The sequence below is a fragment of the Myxococcus sp. AS-1-15 genome (genome assembly GCF_020037055.1).
Lineage (GTDB): Bacteria > Myxococcota > Myxococcia > Myxococcales > Myxococcaceae > Myxococcus > Myxococcus fulvus.
In genome coordinates this window covers 136,324-159,655 of sequence record NZ_JAIQDF010000013.1, presented here as the reverse complement: position 1 = coordinate 159,655, position 23,332 = coordinate 136,324, and the positions used below count along the sequence as shown (strand labels likewise).

At 70.1% G+C, this 23,332-nt stretch carries 23 protein-coding genes; 12 read left to right on the top strand and 11 right to left on the bottom strand.

The features are described from left to right. Window positions 1-26: 26 nt before the first annotated feature. Window positions 27-2,816 carry a vitamin B12-dependent ribonucleotide reductase gene (locus K8625_RS30620; protein ID WP_223784692.1) on the bottom strand — a complete coding sequence of 930 codons (2,790 nt, stop codon included), beginning with the start codon at window positions 2,814-2,816 and terminating at the stop codon, window positions 27-29. 604 nt (window positions 2,817-3,420) lie between these two features. Here K8625_RS30620 and K8625_RS30615 point away from each other — a divergent pair. Continuing rightward, a complete protein-coding gene (locus K8625_RS30615) occupies window positions 3,421-3,762 on the top strand; it encodes a ferredoxin (protein ID WP_223750089.1) in 342 nt (113 codons plus the stop codon). A 76-nt stretch (window positions 3,763-3,838) separates the two neighbouring features. On the opposite strand, the gene K8625_RS30610 is transcribed toward K8625_RS30615, so the two are convergent. The 3 genes from K8625_RS30610 to K8625_RS30600 all read right to left on the bottom strand — a co-directional run bounded on the left by K8625_RS30610 (window position 3,839) and on the right by K8625_RS30600 (window position 7,412). Continuing rightward, complete coding sequence (locus tag K8625_RS30610) at window positions 3,839-4,990, bottom strand: lytic polysaccharide monooxygenase (RefSeq protein ID WP_223784691.1); 1,152 nt, start codon at window positions 4,988-4,990, stop codon at window positions 3,839-3,841. A 139-nt stretch (window positions 4,991-5,129) separates the two neighbouring features. Further along, window positions 5,130-5,840: a Bax inhibitor-1/YccA family protein gene (locus tag K8625_RS30605; protein WP_046713189.1), complete on the bottom strand. Its 711-nt coding sequence runs from the start codon at window positions 5,838-5,840 to the stop codon at window positions 5,130-5,132. A 99-nt stretch (window positions 5,841-5,939) separates the two neighbouring features. After that, a complete protein-coding gene (locus K8625_RS30600; RefSeq protein WP_223750087.1) occupies window positions 5,940-7,412 on the bottom strand; it encodes a hypothetical protein in 1,473 nt (490 codons plus the stop codon). A gap of 224 nt (window positions 7,413-7,636) precedes the next feature. Here K8625_RS30600 and K8625_RS30595 point away from each other — a divergent pair, with 224 nt between their 5' ends. From K8625_RS30595 to K8625_RS30565, 7 genes are all read left to right on the top strand, one after another. Beyond that, window positions 7,637-8,071, top strand: coding sequence for a hypothetical protein (locus tag K8625_RS30595; RefSeq protein WP_223750086.1), 435 nt, complete (start codon window positions 7,637-7,639; stop codon window positions 8,069-8,071). 299 nt (window positions 8,072-8,370) lie between these two features. Continuing rightward, window positions 8,371-8,862, top strand: a complete 492-nt coding sequence (locus tag K8625_RS30590) for a hypothetical protein (RefSeq protein WP_223750085.1) — start codon at window positions 8,371-8,373, stop codon at window positions 8,860-8,862. 96 nt (window positions 8,863-8,958) lie between these two features. Beyond that, window positions 8,959-9,342, top strand: a complete 384-nt coding sequence (locus K8625_RS30585) for a hypothetical protein (RefSeq protein ID WP_223750084.1) — start codon at window positions 8,959-8,961, stop codon at window positions 9,340-9,342. Between the two features lie 14 nt (window positions 9,343-9,356). Continuing rightward, a complete protein-coding gene (locus tag K8625_RS30580; protein WP_223750083.1) occupies window positions 9,357-9,998 on the top strand; it encodes a hypothetical protein in 642 nt (213 codons plus the stop codon). Then, window positions 9,970-11,694, top strand: coding sequence for a hypothetical protein (locus K8625_RS30575; protein ID WP_223750082.1), 1,725 nt, complete (start codon window positions 9,970-9,972; stop codon window positions 11,692-11,694). Before K8625_RS30580 ends, K8625_RS30575 begins: the two co-directional genes overlap by 29 nt. Further along, window positions 11,691-12,119 (top strand): MerC domain-containing protein, encoded by a 429-nt coding sequence (locus tag K8625_RS30570; RefSeq protein WP_223750081.1) that lies wholly within the window; start codon window positions 11,691-11,693, stop codon window positions 12,117-12,119. Before K8625_RS30575 ends, K8625_RS30570 begins: the two co-directional genes overlap by 4 nt. 63 nt (window positions 12,120-12,182) lie before the next feature. Then, the gene (locus K8625_RS30565) at window positions 12,183-12,731 is read left to right on the top strand and encodes an isochorismatase family protein (RefSeq protein WP_141322786.1); all 549 of its coding nucleotides are present in this window, start codon (window positions 12,183-12,185) and stop codon (window positions 12,729-12,731) included. 3 nt (window positions 12,732-12,734) lie between these two features. Here K8625_RS30565 and K8625_RS30560 read toward each other — a convergent pair whose 3' ends face one another. From K8625_RS30560 to K8625_RS30530, 7 genes are all read right to left on the bottom strand, one after another. Then, window positions 12,735-14,231: a hypothetical protein gene (locus K8625_RS30560; protein ID WP_223784690.1), complete on the bottom strand. Its 1,497-nt coding sequence runs from the start codon at window positions 14,229-14,231 to the stop codon at window positions 12,735-12,737. 103 nt (window positions 14,232-14,334) lie between these two features. Beyond that, window positions 14,335-15,210, bottom strand: coding sequence for a metal ABC transporter permease (locus K8625_RS30555; RefSeq protein WP_223750079.1), 876 nt, complete (start codon window positions 15,208-15,210; stop codon window positions 14,335-14,337). After that, the gene (locus tag K8625_RS30550; RefSeq protein ID WP_223750078.1) at window positions 15,191-16,012 is read right to left on the bottom strand and encodes a metal ABC transporter ATP-binding protein; all 822 of its coding nucleotides are present in this window, start codon (window positions 16,010-16,012) and stop codon (window positions 15,191-15,193) included. Before K8625_RS30550 ends, K8625_RS30555 begins: the two co-directional genes overlap by 20 nt. Beyond that, on the bottom strand, window positions 15,999-16,844 hold the full coding sequence (locus tag K8625_RS30545) for a hypothetical protein (RefSeq protein ID WP_223750077.1): 846 nt from the start codon (window positions 16,842-16,844) through the stop codon (window positions 15,999-16,001). Before K8625_RS30545 ends, K8625_RS30550 begins: the two co-directional genes overlap by 14 nt. A 4-nt stretch (window positions 16,845-16,848) precedes the next feature. Then, window positions 16,849-17,775 carry a metal ABC transporter substrate-binding protein gene (locus K8625_RS30540; RefSeq protein WP_223750076.1) on the bottom strand — a complete coding sequence of 309 codons (927 nt, stop codon included), beginning with the start codon at window positions 17,773-17,775 and terminating at the stop codon, window positions 16,849-16,851. Between the two features lie 25 nt (window positions 17,776-17,800). Then, window positions 17,801-19,171 (bottom strand): zinc-regulated TonB-dependent outer membrane receptor, encoded by a 1,371-nt coding sequence (locus K8625_RS30535; protein WP_223784689.1) that lies wholly within the window; start codon window positions 19,169-19,171, stop codon window positions 17,801-17,803. 81 nt (window positions 19,172-19,252) lie between these two features. Continuing rightward, window positions 19,253-19,678 (bottom strand): hypothetical protein, encoded by a 426-nt coding sequence (locus K8625_RS30530; RefSeq protein WP_223750074.1) that lies wholly within the window; start codon window positions 19,676-19,678, stop codon window positions 19,253-19,255. Between the two features lie 142 nt (window positions 19,679-19,820). Between K8625_RS30530 and K8625_RS30525 the strand changes: the two genes are divergently transcribed. The 4 genes from K8625_RS30525 (at window position 19,821) to K8625_RS30510 (ending at window position 23,214) form a co-directional block, all read left to right on the top strand. After that, entirely contained in the window at window positions 19,821-20,165 is a 345-nt protein-coding gene (locus K8625_RS30525) for a Rieske 2Fe-2S domain-containing protein (protein WP_223750073.1), read from the top strand. Window positions 20,166-20,271: 106 nt separating this feature from the next. Then, the gene (gene folE, locus K8625_RS30520) at window positions 20,272-20,829 is read left to right on the top strand and encodes a GTP cyclohydrolase I (protein ID WP_046713204.1); all 558 of its coding nucleotides are present in this window, start codon (window positions 20,272-20,274) and stop codon (window positions 20,827-20,829) included. Further along, entirely contained in the window at window positions 20,826-22,250 is a 1,425-nt protein-coding gene (locus tag K8625_RS30515) for an FAD-binding oxidoreductase (protein ID WP_223784688.1), read from the top strand. Before folE ends, K8625_RS30515 begins: the two co-directional genes overlap by 4 nt. A 226-nt stretch (window positions 22,251-22,476) precedes the next feature. Beyond that, the gene (locus K8625_RS30510; protein WP_046713205.1) at window positions 22,477-23,214 is read left to right on the top strand and encodes an RNA polymerase sigma factor RpoD/SigA; all 738 of its coding nucleotides are present in this window, start codon (window positions 22,477-22,479) and stop codon (window positions 23,212-23,214) included. Window positions 23,215-23,332 lie beyond the last annotated feature (118 nt).

The following is a 23,332-nucleotide window of genomic DNA, read 5'->3' as shown; positions in this document are numbered from 1 at the left end:
GAGTGCTTCAGCTCATCGCGTGAGGTTCAGCTGCAGCCGCTGGTCGCGCCGCAGTTGCCGCACTTATAGCAAGCGCCACTGCGGACCATGATGGCGCCGCAGGTGTGGCAGGGCGGGGCATCCGCCTGGTTGAGCCACGTCGCGCGCGTGTTCGTCGACGGGAGCGACAACGAGGCCGCCTGGGCGGGCAGGGCGGGCTGCTTGGACGCGCCCTCCGCGGGAGACAGGACCGCGTCCTCCACCAGGTCCTCGCTCGGCAGGAACTTCAGCTCGAGCCACCGGAAGATGTAGTCGGTGATGGACTTGGCGATGGGGATGGCGGGGTTGCCCGTGAAGCCGCTCGGCTCGAAGCGGGTGTGGCTCAGCTTGTCCACCATGACCTTCAGCGGGACGCCGTACTGGAGCGCCAGGGAGATGCTGGTGGCGAAGCTGTCCATCAACCCGCTGACCACCGAGCCCTCCTTCGCCATGACGATGAACAGCTCGCCCGGCGAGCCATCCTCGTACATGCCGACCGTGAGGTACCCCTCGTGGCCGCCAATCGAGAACTTGTGGGTGATGGAGCGGCGCTCGTCCGGCAGGCGACGGCGCACCGCGCGAGGCTCCGGCTTCACGGCCGGCTCCACCACGGGGGCCGCCTCGGCCTTGCGCGTGTCCTTCACGCCGGCCTTCGACGTGTTGAGCGGCTGGGTGCGCTTGCAACCATCGCGGTAGACGGCGACGGCCTTCAGGCCGCGCTTCCACGACTCCATGTACGCCTTCTCGATGTCCTCCACGGTGGAGTCCGAGGGCATGTTGACGGTCTTGGAGATGGCGCCGGAGAGGAAGGGCTGGCAGGCCTCCATCATCTGGATGTGGCCCATCCAGTGGATGCTGCGAGAGCCGTTGGCGGGCTTGAAGGCGCAGTCGAAGACGGACAGGTGCTCGGGCTTGAGGTGGGGAGCGCCCTCGATGGTGTCGGCCTTGTCCAGGGCGGCGACGATGTCCTGGGCCTGCGTCTGGGGGTAGCCCAGCTTCTCGAGCGCCTGCGGCACCGTCTGGTTGACGATCTTCAGCATCCCGCCGCCGACCAGCTTCTTGTACTTGATGAGCGCGATGTCGGGCTCGATGCCGGTGGTGTCGCAGTCCATCATGAAGCCGATGGTGCCGGTGGGGGCGAGCACGGTGACCTGGCTGTTGCGGAATCCATGGACCTCACCGAGGGCGAGCGCCGAGTCCCACGCGGCCTTCTGCGCGGCGTGCAGGTCGGCCGTGACGCCCGCCTGGGGGACGCTGTAGGCGGCCTTGCGGTGCTTGCGGATGACACCGAGCATGGGCTCGGCGTTCTTCGCGTAGCCGGCGAAGGGGCCCTGCTTCTCGGCCAGTCGCGCGCTCATCGCGTAGGCCTCACCGCACATCAGCGAGGTGATGGCGGCCGCGTAGTTGCGGCCCGCGTCCGAGTCATACGGCAGGCCCGACGCCATCAGCAGCGCGCCCAGGTTCGCGAAGCCCAGCCCCAGCGGCCGGTAGTCGTGGCTGTTCTTGGCGATGCGCTCGGTGGGGTAGCGCGAGAAGCCGACGATGATCTCCTGCGCCATGAGCATGACGTCGACGGCGTGCTTGAAGGCGGCCACGTCGAAGTCACCCGCGATGTCGCGGAAGTGCATCAGGTTCAGCGACGCCAGGTTGCACGCTGAATCGTCCAGGAACATGTACTCGGAGCACGGATTCGACGCGTTGATGCGCGCGGTGGTCGAGCACGTGTGCCAGCCGTTGACGGTGGTGTCGAACTGCATGCCCGGGTCACCGCACAGGTGCGCGGCCTCGGCGATCTCGCGGAACACGTCGCGCGCCCGGTAGGTGTCCAGGGGAGAGCCGTCGCGCACGGCGCGCGTCTGCCAGGGGCCATCCGAGACGACGGCCTTCATGAAGTCGTCGGTGACGCGCACGGAGTTGTTGGAGTTCTGGAAGAACACCGAGGCATAGGCCTCACCGTTGAAGGACGGGTCATACCCGGCCTCGATGAGGGCCCAGGCCTTCTTCTCCTCGGCGGACTTGCAGCGGATGAACTCGAGCACGTCCGGGTGGTCCGCGTTGAGGATGACCATCTTCGCCGCGCGGCGCGTCTTGCCGCCGCTCTTGATGACGCCGGCGAAGGCGTCGAAGCCGCGCATGAACGACACCGGGCCGGACGCGGTGCCTCCGCCCGCGAGCAGCTCCTTGCTGCCCCGGATGGTGGAGAGGTTGCTGCCGGTGCCGCTGCCGTACTTGAAGAGCATGCCCTCCGTACGGGCCAGCGTGAGGATGGACTCCATGGAGTCATCCACGCTGTTGATGAAGCACGCCGAGCACTGGGGCTGCGCCTCCACGCCGACGTTGAACCAGACGGGGGAGTTGAACGAGGCCTTCTGGCGCAGGAGCAGGTGCGTCAGCTCGGCGTGGAAGGTCTCCTTGTCCACGTCCGTGGCGAAGTAGCCGCCCTCCACGCCCCAGCGGGTGAGGGTGTCCACCACGCGCGCCACCAGCTTGCGCACGCTCGTCTCGCGCTCGGGCGTGCCCGGCGTGCCGCGGAAATACTTCGAGGCCACGACGTTGGTGGCCAGCATCGACCAGGAGCGGGGGACCTCGATGTTCTTCTGCTCGAAGACGGCCTTGCCGTCCTCACCGGTGATGCTCGCGCTGCGGTACTCCCACGCCAGCTCGTCCGCGGGGTCCACGCCCGGCGTCGTGAAGTAGCGCTCCAGGCCCAGCCCCGTCGAAACCCCCTTCGGCTTGCTGCGTGCCGCACGGCGCTCCTTGCCGTTGATCAGGGCCTTCGAACTCAGTTCCTTCTCCATGTCGCCACCCTCCGGGTTCACTCTGAGTTGGAATGCAAAATTTTGCGCAACGCTAAACGCGCGAGATTCCGGAGGTTCCAGGGACGTCACGCGGACAGGCGTGAGCGGCACTGGATCAGGCTCGCGAGCGGTGCGTGGGGGGCTGCTGGCCCCGGACTTCCGTTGTGGAGATTGCCCGGCCGAGGACCGGGCGGCCGGGATCAATACGCGCTTCGCCTCGGCTGATCAAGGAACAGCTCAGACCCTATTGGTAGTGCTGTGCCTTGTCGCACACACAACTAAATGGGCTCTATCCCGCTGCCGTCCGTGCGGGCAGAGGACGTAGCAACCTGTAGCTCGGAGGGCGTGCAAGGGCGGATCTAGACCCTTGGCGCCGGCACCGCAAGCCAGGCTCTACCTTGACGGATAACAGCGTGCGAGACATGTATCGTCACTCCGACGCAAACGGGCGTGATCACTGGGGGACGTTTGCTGAAAGTCTGTGCATGGGATCCGCGATGCCACAAGTGGGGGCGATGATCCGCGCGCCCGCCGCTCGACAGTCCCGTCGCCGGGTGGCCAGGAGGGGGTCGATTTCGGACATCCGGCGCGTTAGGAGGCCAGCATGCCTCCTCCCTTCCAGCGCCACGTTTTCGTCTGCACCAACCGTCGACCGGACGGACACCCCAAGGGGTGTTGCGCCACCAAGGGCGCGGAGGAGGTGCGCGCCGCGTTCAAGGAGGAGCTCGACAAGCGCGGGGTGAAGGGCCGCATGCGCGCCAACGCCGCGGGGTGCCTGGACACCTGCGCCTTCGGCGTGTCCGTCGTCATCTACCCGGAGGGCTCCTGGTACGCGGGCGTGAAGGTGGAGGACGTGCGAGAGATCGTCGAGGAGCACCTGATGAACGGCCGCCCCGTGGAGCGGCTGCTGATGCCGTTCTCCCGCAAGGAGAAAGCGGGGAGCTGACGCAAGGCACCTGGCCCCCGGCAACCCCCCGCCCATCCACTGCGTCATCGCGTCGGGACCGACCTCGAGCGCTCCTTCAGCGCACGAACTCCCACGCGTCACTCCAGTGGCTGCCCGTGCCGGGCGCGTAGTACGGCGCGGAGCCCTTGCACCAGCCGGAGTAGGGGAAGGGCTTGCACCGGTAGATGCTGCCGTTGGTCCCCTCGACCAGCGTCCCCGCCACGTAGCTGTCGATGCCATTGGGATACTTGTACTGCGCCGGGTCCCCGCCGCCGCCCGTGGGCTTCTCGATGTCGAGCTGGAACGAGTCGCTCGCCTCGCGCGAGTAGACGCGGTTCGCGGTGGCGCTGTTGGCAGGCCGCACGGTGCCGTTCGTCTGGAGCTCACCCACCTGCACCCGGCTGGAGGTGGCGTTCACCTGCTGGGCCAGCTGGTAGATCCACGTGGCCGCGGGCGTCGCGGCGGAGAGCGTCAGCGGGTGCGTCTCCGCGTCACGACCGCCGCTGTCGAACAGGCGCAGCGTCACCTTGCTCTGCGCGGCCAGGTCCTCGCGCGCCAGCACCGCGCCCAGCTCCTTCCACGTGGTGGGTGGCGGGGGCGTGTTGCTGAACTTCACGTCGGTGCACGCGTAGAAGGCCTCCGGGCTGTCGGAGCGCTGCCAGATGGCGTAGATGACGTGCTGGCCGGTGCGACCCTGGGGGAACGGACAGGTGAAGCGGTAGCGGTTGTTCTGCGGGGCGGACGGCGCCGTCAGCGTGCAGAAGGGCGAGGCCTCCAGGTCCGACCACTTCAGCGGCAGCGCGGGGTTGTAGCCCTCCTTCGTGACGTAGAGGTGGAAGTACGCCGTCGCGTGCACCGCCGTCGCGTGGAAGACGAAGTCGAAGCGGTTGTTCGCGTCCGGAGAGATGAGCGTCGCGGGCCAGTCCGTGCGCGCCAGGTCCAGGCCCCGGTGGCTCTCGTTGGCCGCGCTGCACAGCTTGCCGTCCGCGATGAGCTCGCGGTGGCGGCCGTTGGCGTTGCCTTGCCGGACACCGTTCCAGTCATAGAGCGCCTGGGTGCCACCACTCTGGATGGCGGCCTTGCACGCCGCGGACTTGGGCGTCTCCGGTCCTTCCTTGAAGCAGCTGTAGACGCGGCTGAGCGGCACCTCCATGGAGCCGTGCGCGGACGCCAGGCTCGAGGACAACAGGGACAGCACGACGAGGGATGATGCGAGAGACCTCTGCATGGGGTTTCCTCCTGTGCCCACGGATGGAGCAGGGAGGGCCGGCAATCGGGTCAAACACGCCCCAATAAAAAAGCGGCGACACGTGCCCACATGGGCCGTGCCGCCGCTCGTCGCGAACGGAGGGTTGTCGCCTGCCTGACTACCGACGGCGGCCGAGCAAACGGAGGATGGCGAGGAACAGGTTGATGAAGTCCAGGTACAAGGTCAGCGCGCCGACGATGCTCACCGTGGCCGCGCTGCTGTAGCCGGTGTTGGCGTGCATCTCCCGCAGCTTCTGCGTGTCGTACGCCGTCAGACCCGCGAACACGAGGACCGACGCGCACGCGATGACGAACGACATCATGTCACTGCGCATGAAGAGGTTGACCAGGCCCGCGAGCACCACGCCGATGAGGCCCATGAAGAGGAACGTGCCCCAGGCGCTCAGGTCCTTCTTGGTCACCGTGCCGTACAACGCCATGGCGCCGTAGACGCCCGCCGTCAGGAAGAACGCCTGCGCGATGCTGCCCGCCGTGTAGACGAGGAAGAGGATGGAGAACGTCATCCCCGTGAGCGCGGAGTAGCCCAGGAACAGGGCCGCGGCCGCCGGGCCCGACAGGCGGGGCGCCAGGAACGACAGCGCGAACACCGCGCCCAGCTGCGCGATCATGAACCCGAACCGCCACTCGAGCACCGTGCGCAGGAGCGCCTCGTTGCTCAGCGTCACCATGGCCATCACGCCCGTGAGCAGCAGCCCCGCGAACATCCAACCATGCACGCGCGTCATGAACGCGCGCTTCGACTCCTGCACCAGGACGGAGTTGACCGAGTCGCTCTCGGCCGTCTGCCATCCGGAAGTTTCCCAGGCCATTTGAATCGTATCCTTTCGCGCCGGGGACCCGCCCCGGCGGCGCCACTGCTTATAGCGTCTTCGACCCGGGCGTGCGCGGACCCTGGCTGAGGCCCTTCCTTAAATCGCCTTCCACGCGAGCAAAAGCTTCGAGGCGACCTCGGTGGTGATGAGGGGCAGCACGCCGCCGCCACCCACGATATTCACGATTTCCGCCATGGAGCCCCGGCAAACGCCGCCCCATGCGGGCTGCTTCGCCAGCCCCACGGACGCGTAGGCCGAGTAGTCCACGAAGAACGACGTGGGCAGCACCGTCCCATGCGGCTCCACCAGCAGGTGGTCCTCGGGAGGAGAGTCGACGATCTCCTGCACCACGAAGCCGCCGCCCGTCGGGTCGCTCGCCGCGCGCGCGCACAATTCCGGCCAGCCCAGGGGCTCGCCATACGCCGCCGTCACGCGCTCGGTGTACGGCACCGTGCCCGCCGAGCGGCCGAGGAACACGGCCTTGCCGCCGTAGTCCCACGCCCGCTTGAGCACGAAGCGGGCAGGGGTGCGCGCCACCTCCGCCACCACGTCGTCCAGCTTCGTCCCATCCGGCCCCGTCGTCGGGCCCGCGCGGAACAGCCGCGTCCAGGGAACGGAGGCGCGGATGGCCTCCAGCTCCGTGGGGGTGAGCCCCGCGGCCTCGGCGAGCTCGGGCTCCGCCAGCGCCTGCGACAGGCGCGCGAAGGTGGACTTCACCTCGACCTGCGACGCGGGCGGATTGAGGAACACGGCCTTCTTGCCGGGCACCGTGGCGAGGAAGTCCTCGACCCAGGGCGAGGGCTGCTGCTCCAGCCGGCGCACGAAGAGGTGGCGGTAGACCAGGTCGTACTTCTTGCCGCGCACCTCGAACGCCGCATCGCCGGACACCTCATCCGGGTGAACGATGTCCGCGTCGGCGCCGAACTCCCGGAAGCGCTCGCACAGCCACCGCAGCTCCGAAATCTGCGCGTCGTTGCGGCGGCACAACAGCGCCACCGTGTCCGGGAACCGGCCGGGGCGCTCGGCGGCGTACCCGTCCAACAGCGAGCGATAGAGCGCCAGCGCGTTGCTGCCGTTGAGCGTGAGCAGCGAGGACAGCGCCTTCTCCGGATAGCGGAAGTGGCGCGCCACCACCTCGATGAACGTGCGGGCCGCGATGTCCGAGTAGCCCTGCATGGCTGGAATGGTCGCGTTGACCTCCAGCGCCCACGGCTTTCCGCCGGAGACGAAGTAGTCCACGCGCGTGGTGGCCAGCCGCACCGCCTGGGGCCAGGTGCGCTCCGCGAGCGCGCGCTCGAGCGGGGAGAGCGAGGCCAGCAGGAGCTCGGCGTCGGGCGCGGCGAGCCACGCGCGCGCCATCTTCACCGTGGCGGAGGCCAGGTGCGCGGACAGCTCCGCGCGGCGGCGGATCTCCGCGGCGTCGAGGATGACGGGCGTCGCGGTGATGGGGATGGGGCGCGTGGTGCCGTCCGACTGGGTGACGGCCAGTCCGCGCTTGTACGCGAGCTGCGCGAGTTCGGGCGCGAAGTGGCGCGCCTGATGTCGCAGCACGTCGATGAGCTCTTGCACGGGTGTTTCTGTCCTTCTCGAGATGCCGGGGCCTGCCCGGGGCGGCGAACCTATGCGCGGACAGGCTCACCGGTCCATCGGCGCGCCGCCTGCACGGCCCCTCACGGCGCGCGCGCCAACAAGCAGCGGGGCCCGCGCGCGCCACGGACTCGCTCGTGTGACTTGCACGCGCGCTCCGTCTGGCTTACAACCGCGTTGCGTTCAACGCTGGAATCCCTATCACCGTGAGCCGCTCCCTCCACTCGCTGCCCTCGCGTCTCGTCCGGTCGCGCCTCCTGGCGCTGCCGCTCGCGGCTGTGTGTGCGCTGGCGTACATGGGGACGGTGCTCCACTTCGCCATGGTCCAGCACGCCACGTGTCTGGAGCACGGTGAGGTGGTCCACGTGGAGGAGGGGGGCTCGCACACCGCCCCCGTCGCCGAGGAGTCCTTCGACGACGTCCGGCTGACTTCTCGTGACGACGCTCCTGCGGGCCACGGCTCCGAGGCCCACTGCGTCCACACGTTGATCCGTCGCGAGGGTCCTCCTCCGACAGAGGTCACCCCGGTCGTCACCCGGGTGCCCACCCGTTCCTCGCCGGCGCTGGCCGTGTTCCGCTTCCACGCGGAGCCCGTGGCCCGTCTGCACCTGGCCCCCAAGGCCTCTCCGCCTCGCGCCTGAGTCAGCACCCAGGGTACGCGTCCCTCGCTCCCGGCACAGCCATGCCGTGAGAAGGCCGCGGTCCGTGGTCGACACCTGACGTCCGGCTCCGGAATTCGGAGCCCCGCGTCAGACGTCGCGCGACGCGCCGCCGGATGACTCGTTTCCCCTGCGTGCACGCTCTCGCCCCCCGTGTCGCGCACGGTTCGCGCGATTCCCACCCTGTCGCCCATGTCTGTCTTGGCTCTGCCCTCGCGGGTGGGGTCCGTGGCGGCGTTGGTGGCTGGGTATCCGCAGTCCATCCACGTGGAGCTACACACATGAACAAGAAGCTTCTGGCCGCCCTCCTGATGTCCACCGCGCTCCTGACCACCGCCTGCGGTGACGACGAGCCGCACGAAGAGGACGTCGATGTCGAGGGGTGCGAGCACCTGGCCGAGGGCCCGTCCACGGCCGTCAACGCCACGCTGACGGGCACGCCGCCCTCCGTGTCGAACGACCACCGCCGCTACGACATCTCGCTGGTGGATGGCGCGGGCGGCCGTCGGGGCTCGGTGTCGTTCGCCGCGGCGGAGGCCACCGACTACGTCCTCTACCTGAGCGCGGACGTGCCGGTGGTCATCACCGACGCCAGCGGCGCGGCGGTGGAGATCGAGGAGAGCGCCAAGAGCTCCGAGTCCTGCACCGACATCAAGGGTCGCCACGTCGTCCCGCTGTCCGTCGGCACGTTCACCTTCACCTTCGGCCCCACCACCTCCGCGTCCGTGAACCTCGTCATCGAGGAGGCGTCGCACGAGGGCCACGAGCACTAGCCGGCCGCGTGTCCGGGGCCTCGCGAGGGGCCTCGTGTCCTGCCTCAACCGAATCCGGGGTCGGCCTTCCGGCCGGCCCCTCCTGGAGAGAAGACCATGGGTACCTTTCAGCAGTTCCTGACCGAGAAGCAGATTGCCTCCGACGCGTTGCTGCGACTGTCCCGTCAGCTGGAGGCGCAGGGGAGTGATGGCCGCGCGCTCGCGCGCAAGCGGACCTCGAAGCGGCGGGACAAGGAGACGCAGGGCAAGAGCTACACGGAGCTGTCGCTCGCCAAGCCGAAGAGCGGCCGGGGTGTGAGCTCGCAGCAGCTCCAGGCGGCGCTCGAGGACAAGCCGTTGCCCCGCAAGGTGCGCGGCAAGCTGGTGCGGGCCATCAACGCGGTGCTGTCGAAGAAGGGCGGCGCGGCGGTGGACTCCAAGGCCCTGTTCGGTGACACGGCCATCCGCTCCGGCGCCCCCGCGAAGAAGTCCGCGAGCTGAGCCCCGGAGACCCCATGTCTGGAACCGAGGCCCTTCAGCTGCTTCCCCGCGACGTCCTCCGGGACGCGGACCGCCTGTTCGACGTCACCATGTGGTGTCTCGGACAGGATGTGCGCTGCCCTGAGGGGAACCTCCTCTTGCGTCGAGGGCTCACGCGTCACGCGCGGCCCGAGGGCGTGGAGGGGCAGAGCGCCTACTCCATCGCGCTGGCGCACGGCGGAAGGCTGTCGCTCTGGGGCTTCGGTGCGCTGTGCGAGTGCGGTCAGGCCGTCTTCGTCCCACGGGACGGCTTCACCCCTCGCTGGCTCGAGCACGCGCCCGCGCGTCCGGCCTTCCAGGCGAGTGAGCTGGGCCCCTCGCGGGCTCCGGCCACCGTCGGAGAGCGGCGGGAGGTCCACCAGTGTCTGGTGGAGCTCGCCGAGTGGTTGGCCGGGCACGAGGACTGGGTGCTGCGGGAAGTGGGACTGGACTGGAGGCGTGCGTGCGTCGCGTCGCGGCGCAAGGCGTCTCCGGTTCCACCGGAAGCGCTGGCCGCCGCGTGGTGGCGGCTCGGCGCGCGCATTCGCTCACTGGGTTGTGAATTCGAAGCCTGTGGCGCCTCGGATGCCGGGGCACTGGGAGGACATCATGCTGTCGCGACTGCTGCGCAACGATGAGCCATCCGTCTACGTCCAGGCCGCCTGGGAGGACGTCGCGGACGAGGCGCTTCCGCGTCCCCGGCTGCGCGAGGGACTGGGCGCCTCGCACCTGAAGGTGAGCACGCGTGTGCCGCTGGCGCAGGCCTGGTTCGACCAGGGCTTGAGCCTCCTGCACCTGGGCTGGGGCTCGGAGGCCCGCCGAGCCTTCGCGGAGGCGGCGAGGCACGACCCGGAGCTGGCCATGGCGTGGTGGGGCCTGGCCCTGACGCGCGGGCCGGGAGCGCGCTTCGCGGCCGCTCGCGCCGAGGCCATGGCCCGCGCGCTCGCGCTGAGCGAGGGCCTGCCGGACCTGGAGCAGCGCTACATCGTCGCGGCCAGCCTGCTGTCGGACAAGGGGCCCGCCAACGGTCGCCATGCCTTCATCCGCGAGATGGAGAGCCTCATCGACCGCTATCCCGAGGACGTCGAGGCGAAGCTGCTGCTCGCGGGCTTCCTCGTGGACGGCTACGAGCCGGACGGCCGCCCCGGACAGGGCCAGCCCTACGCGCAGGCGATGTTGCGGGACTTGATGCGCACGAGTCCGGACCACGTGGGCGTCCACTTCGCCTGGGTGTGCGCGACGCTGCCGAGCTCCCGCCCCGAAGCGGCGCACGAGAGCGCGCTGCGACTGCCCCGGCTCGCGCCTGGAGCGAGCCCCGCGCTGCTGGCGTCGGGGCGGTTGCTGAGCCGGCTGGGGGAGACGGACGCGGCCTATCGGGTGCTGGAGGCCGTCGTGGAGACGGATGACGCGTACCTGGCGGCGGAGTCGCTGCCCGCGTCCTTCGCGCCGTGCGCGGAGCTGGCCATGCGACTGCTCAGCCAGGGCTGCGCGGAGGCGGGGCAGTACAGCGACGCGCAGACGTGGGCGCGGCGGCTGCGTCAGCGCGTGGAGTCCGCGGGCGCCGAGCCCCAGGCGCTCCTGTTCGCGGCGTCCACGCTGGTGTCCACGCACCTGCGCTTCGGCTTCTGCCGTGCGGCGGCGGACGTGCCCCTGGAGCTTTCGGGCGAGCTCTCCGCGGCCGAGCGGGGCCTGCGCGATGGCCTGCGCCTGTACACGCGCGGCATCAACGCGATGGATGCCGGCCGACTCTCGGAGGTGGAGCGCGCGTGTGATGCGCTCGCGCTGCTGCACGCGCCCCTGTCCGAGCTGCGCCGCGCCGAGGGACGGCAGCTGTGTCCGCGCGATGTCGCCCGCGTCGTGGAGGTGGCCGAGCAGGAGCTGCGCGGCGCGCTGGAGTCACGCCGGGGTGATGGTGGCCGCGCCGAGGCCACGCTGGTGCGCGCGTGGCGCATGGAGCGGCGGCTGCGGACCGCGGGGCCCTCGGCCTTCTCCCGCCCCGCGCGGGAGACGCTGGCGCGGGCGCGGCTGCGCGGCGAGCGCGAGCAGAAGGCGCTGGAGCTGGCGCGCGCGCTGGTGGAGGAGCGCCCCGCGTGTGGCCACTACCGGCTGCTCCTGGCGGAGACGCACGTGGCGATGGGGGAGCGGGTGCTCGCGGTGCAGGACTTCGAGCGCTTCCTGGAGCGGTGGCGTGACGCGGACGAGCACCTGCCGGAGCTGCGGCGCGCGCGCACGTACATCTCCGGCCGCGGGCGCATCCTGCGACTGGTCCACACGGCGGAGGTGCCGCCCCCGGTTCCTCCCGACTTCCGTCCCCTGGAGAAGGTGTCCTGTTGAGCTCTCTTGAACGGAGCGCCGTCGCGCCCTCGCGCTGGGATGGCGTGGGACAGCTGCTCTCCGCGTTGTGTGTCGTGCATTGCCTGGTGCTCCCCGCGGTGCTCGGGCTGTTGCCCGCGGCGCTGGCGGGGTGGCTGGGCGGGGAGGGAGCTCACCGCGGGCTGCTGGCGTTGGCGTTGCTCGGCGCGCTCGCGGCCTTCCTCCCGGGGTGGCGGCTGCATCGCCGCGCGTGGGTGCCGGTGCTCGCGGTGGGAGGGCTCGGGTTGCTCGGCGCCGGGGCCTTCCTGGTGCCCGAGGGCATGGACGAGGCCTGGGAGGTGGGACTCACCGTGGGCGGCGGCGTGCTGTTGGCCGTGGCGCATGGTCGCAACCGGACGCTGTGCCGCGAGTGTCGTCCGCCCGAAGCGGGCCGCGCGGAAGCGTGAGGCGTCGGGCGTCCGTCGTGCCTCGTGCTTGACGGCCCCGCGCCATTCGCGCGAGGAGGGGGCATGGCCACCTTCCGTCTCACGCAGGACCAGACCGCGCTGCTCATCGTCGATGTCCAGGAGCGCCTGTGCGCGGCCATGGAGCGCGACGCGCTGGACCGGATGCTCGCGCGCACCAACGCGGCCATCCAGGGGGCCCGCGCGCTGGGACTGCCCATCATCGTCACGGAGCAATACCCGCAGGGGCTGGGGCCCACGCACTCGCTCCTGAAGATGTTCCTGAAGAGCTACAAGGCCGTGGAGAAGCTCGAGTTCAGCGCCGCGGTGCCGGACGTGCTCGCGCAGCTGGGTGAGCGCAAGCAGGTGCTCATCGCGGGAATGGAGACGCACATCTGCGTCTTCCAGACGGCGAGGGACCTGGCGCAGAAGGGGCTGCTGCCCGTGCTGCTGGCGGACGCACTGCTGTCGCGCTCGACGGAGGACCGCCGGGTGGGGCTGGACCTGTGCCGCGACGCGGGCGCCGTGGTGGCGACGGTGGAGACCGCCTTGTTCGACGTGCTCGGGCGCGCGGGCACGCCCGAGTTCAAGGCCATCTCCACCGCGGTCCGCTGACGCCTAGAACATGGGCGGCTTGTCGTCGCGCATCGGCCGAGGCGGCCGGATGTTCGTGGGCGGCGGTGCTTCCTTGTGGGGCGAGATGGCCGGGAGCGACGGTGACAGCTCGCCCACGTAGAGCAGTCCATGCGTGCCCTCGGGCGTGGGTGCCTCGAACAGGGTGATGTGGGGCGACAGGCCCGGCCGTGCCGCCACGCGTCCGCTGGGCGTCGCGCCGACGAAGCCGCACTGGATCTTCCCGGCGCGGTCCAGGTCACACCCCCACCGCGTGCCCTGCGCGTAGCTCATCTCCAGCACGACGAGCCGCGAGGCCTTCAGCAGGTGGGCCATGGGCGTGAAGGCCTTGTCCCACGGCGTGCCCGCGACGGTGCGCGTGTGCGTGTTGCCCGCGAGGACCACCTGCACCTCGTCCTTGAGCGCCTGCCTGCGACGATTCCAGAGGTCCGCCTGCGCCTGGTCCCGCTCGCTGCCGCCCTTCAGGTCCGTGTCATACGCCACCAGCGACACCGCGAGCCCCGCGAGCCGCATCGCGCGCACGCGGTCGATGAGGTCCAGGATGGCCCTGCTGCTGCGGCCGTCCTGATAGGGCCGATGCCAGAAGCGCCCCTCGAGCAGCGCGTCCTGGTCCGCCGGCGCGCCGGGGCTCGCGAGGTAGCGGTCCAGCCGCTCCTGCTCCTTGCGAGGGATGGACACGCCCAGCGCGACGGGCAGCCCCAGCTCGGCCACCTGACACACCAGCTCGCCCACCACCGCGGGCGCCTCGCGTGAGCCCAGTTGCTCGCCCACCAGCAGCGTGAGCCCCGGAGCCAGGAGCTCATGCAGCCCTCGCATCGTCTCTGCGCAGGGGCCCTCCTTCACGCCGTCCTCCTTCCAGCGCGTGAGATAGAAGTCCGAGTCGCGCACGGGAGCCGGTGGACGCGGGTCCTCCTTCACGTTCCCGCTCACCACCTCCAGCGACGGGCCGGACTCCAGCCGCAGCGTCAGCTCCTTCTCCAGGTCCAGGTCTCGGGTCCCCTTGAGCGCGTTGCGCAGCTCGATGGGACCGCCTCTGCGCGGCATGGCACGCTGGAGACCCGTCTGGAACTGGGCTGGGCTCTGAATGTCCATCTCCGCGCGCTCCCAGAGGATCTTCCACCAGTGGTCGCCGCGACTGGCGTCGTTCCCGGACGACTGGAACGTCGACTTGAACACGCGGACCACGGACTGGCGCGGACCCACGGCGATGCCCGTCACCAGGTAGCGGGTATAGGTGTTGTTCGCCGTCCGCATGGAGTCACGGACCTCCCACGTGGTGAGCAACTGGTGCGGGTCCTCCGTCTGCTCGAAGGTCATGCCGCGGTTGGCGAGCAGCTCCCGCGTCACGGCCAGCGCCTCCTCCAGGGGTTTCTGGAAGACGTGCTCGAACTTCGGCGTGTCAGGCTCCTCGGAGCGGGGGGCATGGGCACACCCCACGAAGAGCAGCCAGACAAGACACCACCACCCGCTTCGCGGCTCCATGTGCAACCTCGCGTCATTCATCGCTGGGATGAACGGGGAACGGCCTTCGCGCGGGTGCATATCTGCGCGCCGGGGGATACCCCTCACCCGGCACGCACGGGTTTCAACTGGCTCTGCGCAGAACGAACTGGATGAGTGCGCGTGCACCCATGGCCACGCCGACCAGGAGCGCGGCGACCACCGTCTGCGAGCCGCCCACCGGGAAGTCGAAGAAGTAGGCGAACATGTAGCCACCCACGCCGGAGACGATGCCCGCGAGCGTCGCCACGACGAAGGTCCACGGCAGCCGCAGGTCCAACATCAGCGCGGCGATGGCGGACAGCGTGGAGAACGCGAACACGGGCAGGGCGCCCAGGGCCCGCGCGCACACGCCCACCATGACGCCGATGGACACCATCAGCACGCCGTCGAGCAGTCGCACCGGCAGCCCCTGCACCAGCGCGCCGATGCGGTCGAAGCTCGCGAAGGTGATGCCCCGGTACCACCACAGGTGGAGCGCCATCACCGCGATGCCCGCGACGGCCACGGTGCGCAGCTGCTCGGGCGTCACCAGCACGGCGGTGCCGAAGAGGATGCCCTGGATGTCGTGAGACTCCTGGGCGATGCGGTCTCCCACGAGGATGGCCGCGCCGCCGGACAGGGCATAGGCCATGCCCAGCAGGCTCTCACGCGTCAGGCGCAGCCGCGTGGGGTCCATCATGAGCAGCATCGTCGCGAGCAGGGCGAGCGCGGTGGCGCCGATGACGGGTTCCACCTCGAAGCCCAGGTGGATGCCCGCGTAGAACGCGAGCGCCACGCCCAGGCCGGCGGACTGGGCCACCGCGGCGCTGACGAACACCATGCGCCGGAGCACGACGTAGACGCTCAGGAAGCCCAGCACGCCCCCGGCCAGGAGCGCGCACAGGAGCGGGTCTCTGAACAGCTCGAACCCCTCGACGAACTGCTGCCACTGGGAGGGTTCAGCGAGCATCGGGTCCACGGTGGGGTCCCTCGGGAGCGCGGTGGCAGTACTCGTCGCCGTACTGACGACGGAAGGCGGGGTGGCAGAACACGGTGCGCGCGTCGCCCACGACGAAGGCGGAGGTCTCCCGGTCCACGAAGAGCAGCACGTCCGCGTGCTCGGCGGCGACCTCCAGGTCGTGGCACACCACCACCACGCCCAGGCCCCGCTCCCGCGCGAGCGAGCACAGCCGCTGCATCGTCTCGCGCTCGGCGACGGCGTCCATCGCGGCGGTGGGCTCGTCCAGCAGCACCAGGTCCGCCTCGGTGGCGATGAGGCGGGCCAGCAGCGTGCGCTGCTTCTGTCCCTCGGACAGCTCGCGGTAGGGCTTGTTGGCGATGGCCTTCGCGCCCGCCGTCTCCAGCGCCACCTCCACCGCGTCGCGCTCCGGCTTGCGCGCGAAGGGCCACAGGAAGCTCCACCCGCGCAGCCGCCCCCACGCCGTCAGCTCCCGCGCCCGCAGCGGGAGGATGGAGTCGATGCTGGACGTCTGCGGCACGTACGCGCTGCGCATCGTCGGATGGCTCCGGGAGATGGTGCCCGACACCGGTTCGAGCATGCCCAGCAGCGTCTTGAACCAGGTGCTCTTGCCGGAGCCGTTGCGACCGACGACGGCGATGAACTGGCCGCGGCGGATGACCATGTTGATGGGCGGCAGCATGGCCTTGTCGTTGTAGCCGATGACCAGCTCCGTGCAGGTGAGCAGCGGCTCGCCCACGGTGAAGGTCGGCGACACGGCGTGCGCGGTGCCCTCGGAGGGCACGGGCTCATCGGTCTTCACGTCGGACCTCCGCCTGGGGTGTCAGCTCCGCCAGCTCCGCGAGCAGCGCCTTGCGGGTCGCCTCGTTCGCGGCCGTGCCCAGGTCCAGCACGCCGTCCGCGCCGGGCGTCACCTGGGCCCAGTCCACGGTGTCGAAGATGCTCGGCGGCACCGCGAGCGACAGGTCCAGCTTCACGCGCGGCTTGTGCTCCCGGTCCGACGGGACGTCCACGTCCCCCGTCACGGTGAACAGCGGCTCGGCCTCCTCGCCGCCCGTGGACTCGAGCGTGAGCCGGAAGGGCACCTCCTGGAGCCTGGGGCTTGCGCGCGAGTCGCGCACGACGCCCGTCAGCGTGACGGCCGTCACCTCCCAGACGCCGCGGGACAGCGCGGTGCGAGGCAGCTCGCAGTCCGGCTCGCACTCCACCGGGGTCGCCGCCGACGTCAGCAGGTCCAGCGTGCCATCCACGTGCAGCGCGGCCACCACGGACGAGGACGCGCCGCCGCCCAGCTCCGCCTCGATGTCCTCGTAGTCCACGAGCGCGCCGCTGTCGCTGTGACAGTGGCCGTTGTGGCACAGCGAGTAACCCGGAGGCGGATTGGCGGGGTCGAACGTCGTCGGCCCACCACCGCCCGAGCCACCCACCAGCTCGACATGCGAGACGCCCAGCGCGGCCGAGTCCAGTCGCAGCTGGTAGTCCGACGCGAGGCGCTGGAAGCCATTGCCCGCATCGCGCGAGACCGCCGGGACATACGTCGCGTGGACGGTGGGCTCGAGCACGGCGAAGCCCTCGCCCGCGTCCAGCGCGCAGCCGGACAGCAACAACAGGGGAAGCAGTCGTCCAAGCTTCATGGCGTCAGCCCCCCTTCCCGGCGTTGAGGCCCTTCTCCAGGTTGCCCACCATCTCGTTGATGTGCTGGAGGTACGTCTCGCCCGCGCGGAAGTCCGTGCCGCCGTGGAGGACGACGAGCGGCGCCGGAATCATGCCGGCGAGCATCTTCGCCTCGCGGTCGTTGTAGTAGCTCTCGATGAGCACCATGCGCGCCTTGCGCTGACGCGCGAGCACCAGCACGCCGGCCACGTGCGACGGGTTGGGCGGGATGCCCGGCTTGGGCTCCAGGAACGCGATGGCGTCGAAGCCGAGCCAGTCCGCCAGGTACGCCGTCGTCCGGTGGAAGGCGACCACGGGCGCGCCCTTCAGGCCCGCCAGCCGCTTCTCCCACTCCACGCGCGCCGCATCCAGGTCCGCCGTCAGCTTCGCCGCGTTGGCGCGGTAGGTGGCCGCGTTCTTGGAGTCGAGCTGGGCCAGCCGCTCGGCGATTCCGCGCGCCACGGCCGCGCCCTGCCTCGGGTCGTAGAGGTAGTGGGGGTTGCCGCCGGGGTGCACGTCGCCCTCGCTGCGGTCCACCTTGGTGGGGGGCACCTCGAGCAGCCGCACGAACTGCGAGGCGTTGAGGAAGCCCGGGCTGCCCTGCTGGATGCGCGGGTTGCGCGAGCCGGTCTGGAGGTTCGGCAGCCAGCCCACCTCCAGGTCCAGTCCCACGCAGACGAGCAGGTCCGCGTTGCGCAGCGCGAGCGCGAGGCTGGGCTTGGCGTCGACGCGGTGCGGGTCCTGCGTCCCGAGCGCCATGGACTGCACCTTGACCAGGTCTCCGCCCACCGCCTTGGTCAGCGCGGCGAGGTCCGGCAGCGTGGTGACGACATTGACGGCCGCGAGCGCGGGGGCGGCGGCGAGCACACAGAGGGCGGCGCACAGGGCCGCGACGAATCGAAGAGAACGCATGGGGAAGGGCTCCCGTGAAAGAGGTTCAGAACGCATGGGCGCCATGGGCACCCGTGACCAGTTCGAGGGCGAGGAACGCCGAGTAGTCCGCCTCGTCGCGCCACCGTGCGTTGTCACGCGCGGCCTGGAAGCGGAGGCGGGAGAACTCGGTGGGCCAGAAGGTGAGGTTCACCGAGACGCGGTCGCGACGCTTCGTCCACTCCGGGTCCAACGGGTCCACGGCCACCTGGCCGTCCTCACCCTTGGCCGCGGTCCCCAGCTCGTAGCGCGCGGCGGTGGCCCATCGCTGGGAGAAGCGCCACGCGAGCTGGGCGTAGGCGTTGAAGTCCGTCAGCACGTCGCCGGGCACCTGCCTGCGTCGGTAGAGCGCCTCCACCTGCAGCGACACCAGCGTGTTGCTCGCCTCCGTGATCGGGCGGTAGCGCAGGTACAGGTCGGTGCCGAAGATGTCCGTGCGGTTGCGGTAGCCGGTGGGGTTGGGGCCCGTGGCGCCGGACAGACCCCACATGAAGGACAGGTCGTCCGACAGCGGGAAGAACTGCTTCACGACGCCCGTGGCCTGCAGGTCCAACGGCGACAACACGCGGTCGCCCGAGGACGCCAGGAAGCTGCGCGCGGTGGCCTCGCCGGTGGCGTCGGTGAGGCTGCCCGTCACCTCGACGAACCAGGGCAGTGGCGTGAGCCACGACAGCTCCACGCCCAGGCCCCGGTTGCCCTCGCCGCCGAAGACGCGGCTCATCGCGAAGGGCTGGTCCACGAAGTCCCACGCGTGCGGGTGCGTGGCGTTGAGCCGGCCGAAGCGGGTGAGGAACTGACCCGCGCGCACCTGGAGGCTCGCGGGGAGCGCCAGCGTGGTGCCGTAGGCCTCCTCGATTTCGACGCCGAACTGGCTGTAGACGATGTTCGCGTCGAAGCGGAAGTACGGGTCCACCACCGAGCCGATGGACAGCTCCAACTGCTGCAGGTTGAAGCCGTTGCGCGTGGGGTCATGCGCGCCGCCCTGCAGCGGCTCCTTGGACGTGAAGGCCGCCGCGGCCACATCCAGGATGAAGCTCATGTCCAGGAAGTTGGTGCCGCTGCTCGCGCCAGGGATGGACAGCGGAAAGCCCCCGCCGGGTGTGGCATCCGGCGCGGCGGAGGTGCTGGCGGGCACGCCCTGCTGCGTGTCGCCGCCGAAGGCCTTCTCGATTTGAGCCATCTCCTCCGGCGTCAGGCCGGCGGGCAGGTCGGAGGAAGGGCCGGCGTCGGGCTCGGCGGTGGGCGCGTCCGACGCGGGGACGCCCGCATCGGGAGAGGGTGGGGAAAGCTCCTGCGCCGCGGCCGTGGCCGTGGACAACAGGACGGAGAGGGACACGACGAAAAGCGCGCCGTGCGGACGACGTGGAACGGATGACACCGGTGATGCTCCTCGGACGGGACGCACGCGTGCGCGTGGCGCCCCACAGCACAGGACCTGCAAGCTCACTGCGGACGCGACTCAGGCGTGCGCGGGTGGCGAGGACTTGGGCGCGGTGTCGAGGACGGAGAGGGGAGGGGTGACGTGGGGCGGCGCGGTGGTGGGACGGCTCACCACGAGCCGCGCGAGGACCCACGAGGAGGGCGCGACGAACCACCCCTCGTCGCGCGAGCTCGACGTGAGGAGGGGGCACGTCTCGTGGGTCGGCCGGCTGGAGTCCGTGCCCGAGGGAGGAACGGCGGTCAGCTGCGCCAGCTTCTCCGGGGCGAGCCGGGCCTGGATGGCACCCGTGCCCTTGGCCGTCTCCTCGAAGGTCTGGTGCTCGGGACAGAAGCGGTGCGCGTGCGCGTCCCGGGCATGGAGCAGGGTCCCCAGCGGCTGCAACGCCCACAGCACGACCAACAGCGTCGCGGTGCCGCGGGCGAAGGTATGGGCGCGCTGGGTCATCGGCGGGAAGGGGGGAGGCCCGGGTGCTCTACTGACGGCCCCCGGGAGAGTCAAGGCAGGCTAGCACGGTGGTGGGACGCATACTCGTGTCACCGCATTCACGTAGGGCGGCCCGGTGGGCCCGGGCGAGGGAGACACCTGGATGGAGGAAGGACAACCGGACGGACGCTTCATTCCGGTGGCGCGGCTCACCGCGTTGGACGCACGCGGTCGCGCCGTGGTCCAGGTGGGAGACACCCGGGTGGCCCTGGTGCGGGTCGACGGGCAGGTGCACGCGCTGGAGGACACCTGTCCCCACCGTGGCGGCTCGCTTCATGAGGGAGATCTGGAGGGGACGCTGCTGCACTGTCCCCTGCACGCCTGGCCGTTCGATGTCCGCACGGGGCTGTGCCCCTGGCGCCCGGAGGCGAAGGTTCGCATCTACGACGTGCTCGTGCGAGGTGGGGAGATCCTCATCGCCGCATCGGATAGGGTGCCCGGCCGTTGAGCGCCCGCACCCCCGCAGGAGTCCTTGCCCCGTGAGCTCGTCCAAAGTCCGTCCCCGCGGAGTCCCTGCCCCCAGGTCCTTCGCCAGCGTGCCAGACCCCGTCGCCATGGCGAGCGCGGTGGAGGCCTTCCTCCGGGCCGCCGGCCTGCCGATGGATGACGAGAACCTGGTGGACACGCCCAAGCGCGTGGCCGACGCCTGGAGCCGCGAGTTCCTGGACGGCTATGCCCAGACGCCCGGAGAGGTGCTGGGCAAGACGTTCTCCGCGCCGCGCGGCTCGTCGCGTGAGCTGGTGGTGGTGACGGGCCTGCGCTTCCATTCCATGTGTCCGCACCACCTGTTGCCGGTGACGGGCGTCGCGCATGTGGCGTACGTCCCGGGCAAGCACGTGGCGGGCTTCGGCGGCCTGTCCGCGCTGGTGGACTGCTTCGCGCACCGGCTCATCCTCCAGGAGGACCTGGCGCGCGAGGTCGCGGGCTCCCTGGCCCGTGAGCTGGGCAGCCCCGCCACCGCGTGCATCATCGAGGCGGAGCAGGCGTGCCTGCGCATGCGCGGTCCCCAGCAGCGCGACGCCATCACCCACGCGGAGGCCTATGAAGGCGAGCTGCGCAGCGACGGTGCGCTGCGACGCGAGCTGTGGGCGCGGCTCGGGGCGCGGCGATGAGTGACGTGTCCGCGCGGCCGGACCGCGTGGAGCCCGAGCGGGTGGAGCGCGTGTGCGAGGCGCTCTCGCGGGTGCTCTCCGCCGGGCAGCTGAAGCGCGACGAGGCCACGCTCGCCGCCTACGCGCGGGACGAGTCCGACAGCGGCATCTTCCCTCCGGATGTCGTCGTGTTCCCCGAGGACACCGCGCAGGTCTCCGCCATCTTCAAGGCCTGCGTGGCGCACGGAGTCCCCTACACACCGTGTGGCGCGCGCACGGGCAAGAGCGGTGGCTCGCTGCCCCTGTGCGGCGGCGTGGCGGTGAGCCTGGAGCGCATGAACCGCATCCGCTCCATCTCCGTGGAGGACCTCACCGCGGTGGTGGAGCCCGGCGTGGTGACGGGCGACCTGATGAAGGCCGTGGAGGCCGTGGGGCTCTTCTATCCACCGGACCCCAACTCCTGGGAGTCGTGCACGCTGGGCGGCAACGTCGCGGAGAACGCGGGCGGCCCGCGCGCGCTGAAGTACGGCGTCACGCGCGACTACGTCATCGGCCTGGAGTGGGTGCTCCCGGACGGCGAGGTCGTCAAGGTGGGGCGGCGCACCATCAAGGGCGTGGCCGGCTACGACCTGGTGGGCCTCTTCGTCGGCTCCGAGGGCACGCTGGGCGTGGCCACCGAAATCACCCTCCAGCTCATTCCGCTCCCACGAAAAGTGCTGACCGCCCTGGTCGTCTTTCCGTCGGTGCTGGACGCGGCCCGCGCGGTGTCGGCCGTGCTCGCGGCGGGCCTGTTGCCCCGATGCCTGGAGCTCATCGACGACGTGGCCCTGCGCGCGGTGGACGGACGCGGCTTCCAGTTCCCACCCGGCGCGGGCGCGGCCCTCATCGCCGAGGTCGATGGCCACGGCGCAGAGGGTTTGTTCGAGGAGCTGTCACGCCTCGGCGACATCTGCGCACAGCAGGGAGCCAGTCAAACACTCGTCGCGCAGGATGATTCCCAACGCGAGAAACTGTGGGCCGTGCGTCGGGTCATCTCCCCCGCGCTGCGCGCGCTCAAGCCGCGCAAGGTCTCCGAGGACATCGTCGTCCCACGTTCGAGAATCCCCGAGGTCATCGAGCGCTTGAAGGCGATGGGCGCCCAGCTGGGCCTCACCGTGGCCACGTATGGCCATGCGGGCGATGGGAACCTCCACGCCAACATCCTCTATGAAGGCCCGCATCAACGCCCGCTGGTGGATGAGGCGCTGCGCCGCATGTTGTTGATGACGGTGGAGCTGGGCGGGACGATCACAGGCGAGCATGGTGTGGGCCTCGCGAAGCGGGAATTTCTCGCGCTCGAACAGCAGCCAGCGCTGCTGGAATTGCAGCGGCGGCTCAAGGCCTTCTTCGACCCATCAGGGCTGCTCAATCCCGAGAAAATCTTCCCCGCGCTCAAACGTTGATGAGTGAGTGGCCGCGTCGCGGCCATCGCCGTGGGAGTCGGTGCTTCTCGACCTTGCAAGTCAGCGGAAGCGCAAGCCTTGCGTCCGCGTGAGGGCGAAGTTCGACAGTCGAAACGACTTTCGGCGATGGAATGAGAAACCCTTTCGCTCGTTGGGCGTCCTAGAGACAGGTGGACGCGAGTCGGCGGGGACGGCGCGTCCGGCATCGAACGGAGGACGGGAAATCATGGCCAACTCGACGAAGTTTGCGGCGGAGGGCCTGTCGCAATACCTGCGTCAGCTGGGGGGACACCAGCAACTGACTCGCGAGCAGGAGTACGAGCTGGCTCGGCGCGCTCGCAAGGGCGACGAGTCGGCGAGGCAGACGCTCGCCACCTCCAACCTGGCTTTCGTTGTCGCCGTCGCGAAGAAGTTCGCCAATCGCGGCGCTCGCCTGGATGACCTCGTCCAGGAAGGCAACGTCGGCCTGATGAAGGCAATCGAGCATTTCGATCCGAAGAAGAACGTGCGCTTCGCGACGTACGCGGTGTGGTGGATTCGCGCCTACATCACCCGCTATCTGAAGGACAACCGCAGCCAGGTGCGCGGCGGCGAGGCCGAGCGGGGCAGCATGGTGGACTTCTCGCTCGACGCCTCCATCGACGAGGAAGGCGAGACGACCTTCCTGGACCGGCTGGAGGACAACGGGCCGTCGCCCCAGGACGTGTTCCTGTCGAACGAGCAGGATACCGAAATCCAGGACGCGCTCACCAAGGTGCGCAAGCGCATCGGCGACCTGGGCTGGGACATCCTCACGGAGCGGCTGACGCAGGACAAGCCGCTGACGCTGGAGGAGCTGGGGCAGCGCTGGGGCGTGTCGCGCGAGCGCGTGCGCCAGGTGGAGCTCAAGACGAAGACGTTCCTCGAGCGCTACCTCTCGGCGTTCAACGAGAACGAGGAGCAGGCCCTGCAGGACGTGGCCTGAGCCACCTCGCTTCCCACCTGGGGAGGCGCTCGAATGGGGCGGGACTGGCGGGGTCTTCTACCCTGGCTGGACCCGCCCCTTCTGTTTGGTGGAAAAGTCGGTCCTGGTCGTTTGCGTG